This window comes from Aeromicrobium sp., from assembly GCF_049586495.1.
GTDB lineage: Bacteria > Actinomycetota > Actinomycetes > Propionibacteriales > Nocardioidaceae > Aeromicrobium.
Map to the genome: position 1 here is coordinate 1 of NZ_JBAVCB010000227.1, position 2,412 is coordinate 2,412.

A 2,412-nucleotide genomic window follows, 5' to 3' on the forward strand; every position below is an offset into this window, starting at 1 on the left:
TCATGGCGTCGTCCGTGGGGTTGGTCAGGGTGTACAACGGCTGCCCGTTGGCCCGCACGATCACGAAGTCCTGCACGTTCTCGGCACCGAAGGTGATGTCGCCGCGCACCAGGTCCGTGAAGGTCCAGTCCTTGGCCGGCATCTTGAACCGGATCACCGGCTCGCGCCCCTCGGCCTCGAACGCAGCCTGCTGCTCGGCGGTCAGGTCGCGGTGGAGACCGTCGTAGCCGCTGGGCTTTCCGGCGGCGCGGGCCGCGTTGCGACGCTCCTCCAGCTCCTCGGCCGTGTCGTACGCCTTGTAGGCGTGGCCGGCCTCGACGAGGCGCCTTGCGACGTCGGCGTAGATGTCCATCCGCTCGCTCTGCCGGTACGGCCCGTTCGGGCCGCCGATCTCGACGCCTTCGTCCCAGTCGAGGCCCAGCCAGCGCATGACGTCGATCAGCAGCTGGTAGGAGTCCTCGGAGTCACGGGAGGCGTCGGTGTCCTCGACGCGGAAGACGAACTTCCCGCCGTGGTGGCGGGCGAACGCCCAGCTGAACAGCGCCGTGCGGGCCATACCCACGTGCGGATTGCCCGTGGGCGATGGGCAGAAGCGGGCGACGACGGGTCGGGTGGGCTCATGCATCGAGGCTCACCACCTGGTTGGTCAGCGTGCCGAGTCCCTCGATGGTGACGCTGACGCTGTCACCGATTTCCATGGGGCCGACACCTGAAGGCGTCCCGGTGAGGATGACGTCCCCAGGCAGCAGGGTCATGAACGAGGTGACGTAGGCGATGATCTCCGGCACCGAGAAGATCATGTCCGATGAGTTCTCGTCCTGCTTGGTCTCCTCGCCAAGCACCGTGGTGATGCGCACGTCGGACGGGTCGAGATCGGTCTCGATCCACGGCCCGATCGGGCAGAAGGTGTCGAATCCCTTGGCTCGGGCCCACTGGCCGTCAGAGGCCTGCAGATCACGCGCCGTGACGTCGTTGCCGATCGTGTAGCCGAAGATCACCCGCGGGGCGTCCTCGACCGACACGTCCTTGCAGATGCGCCCGATGACGACCGCGAGCTCGCCTTCGAAGTGCACGTTGCTGCTCTGCGCGGGATAGAAGATCGGTTCGTTGGGGCCGATGACCGATGTGTTGGGCTTGAGAAATATCAGCGGCTCGGTGGGTACCTCACCGCCCATCTCGGCAGCATGCTTGGCGTAGTTCTTGCCGATGCCGACGACCTTGCTGCGCGGGATGACCGGCGCCAGCAGCCGCACGTCAGCGACAGGGGTCTTCTGACCGGTCAGCTCGATACCGGCGTACAGCGGATCCCCTTTCAGGTGGGCGATCGTCTCGACCCCGTTGTCGTTTCCGATGACACCGAACTGGGGGTCGTCCTCACCCGCAAATCTCGCAATACGCATAGATCCTCACTCTATCGGCCAGCGCCCTAGTCTGAGACCGTGAGCCTGCCGCCGGACGCTGACCGCACCGAGATCGTGCGTGAGGGCACCGGTTACCTGCTACGGATCGGCGGCGCGGACCAGTCGTTCGTGAATCTGGACGACCCGACGCATCTGGAGTTCGACTACGTGCAGCGGATGGCCGATGTCATTGATCTGCTGGGTGAGCCGGGCGAGCCGATGCGGTTCGTGCACGTCGGCGGAGCGGGGCTGACCCTGCCGCGATACGTGACCCACACCCGGCCGACCTCAGCCCAGATCGTCCTGGAGCCAGCCGAGCACATCACGGCCCGTGTGCGCGAGGAGCTGCCGCTCCCCCGGCGCAGCGGTATCAAGGTGCGCGCGCTCGACGGCGCCGCAGGACTGGCCGCCATGCCTGACACGTATGCCGACGTCATCGTCCTTGACGCCTACGACGGGCCCCAGGTGCCCGCCCATCTTGTCACTCGTAATTTCTTCGCCGACGTGGCGCGCGTGATGGCCGCCCACGGCACCGTGTTGATCAATCTCGGTGACACGGCACCTTTCACGTGGTCGCGGCGAGTGCTGGCTGGTCTGCGTCTCGTGCTCCCCGAGCTGATGGTCAGCGCCGAGCCGGCCACGCTCAAGGGGCGCCGCTTCGGGAATCTGCTGGTGGTCGCGTCACGCCACGAGGTGCCCAGCGCCGCGCTGCGCCGGCGTGCCGCCGGCTCCCCGTTCCCCTACTCGGTGCTCGGTCCCGCCGAGGTGGCGTCGCGCCTGGCTGGTGGCACCCCGTTCACCGCCGACGACACCGAGCCGTCGCCTGCTCCCCCGAACGGGCGCACCAGCTTCTTACCCCACCGTGTGGCGCGCCGTTCTCCGCTCGGGACGGCTCGGTGGTTCGTCAGAGGCGGACAAGAACGGCGCGCCAGCGCTCGACACCGGGTTGCTCAGGATCCTCGACCTGCTCGGCCAAGACCTCGGCGAACTCCTCGGGCACGGTGGCCTTGGT

3 protein-coding genes are annotated in these 2,412 nt (G+C 67.4%); 1 reads left to right on the forward strand and 2 read right to left on the reverse strand.

Annotated features, from left to right (window positions below):
- Positions 1-625 (reverse strand): glutamate--tRNA ligase (locus WB508_RS11940; protein WP_423845104.1); only part of this gene is annotated, 625 nt, incomplete at its 3' end.
- The gene (locus tag WB508_RS11945; RefSeq protein ID WP_423845105.1) at positions 618-1,400 is read right to left on the reverse strand and encodes a fumarylacetoacetate hydrolase family protein; all 783 of its coding nucleotides are present in this window, start codon (positions 1,398-1,400) and stop codon (positions 618-620) included. The genes WB508_RS11945 and WB508_RS11940, both read right to left, overlap by 8 nt.
- 39 nt (positions 1,401-1,439) lie before the next feature.
- Here WB508_RS11945 and WB508_RS11950 point away from each other — a divergent pair.
- On the forward strand, positions 1,440-2,412 hold a 973-nt coding region (locus tag WB508_RS11950), incomplete at its 3' end, for a spermidine synthase (RefSeq protein ID WP_423845106.1).

Coding starts and splice junctions, on each gene's coding strand:
- WB508_RS11945 (WP_423845105.1), bottom strand. CDS start 1,400: ATGCGTATTGCGAGATTTGCGGGTGAGGACGACCCCCAGTTCGGTGTC.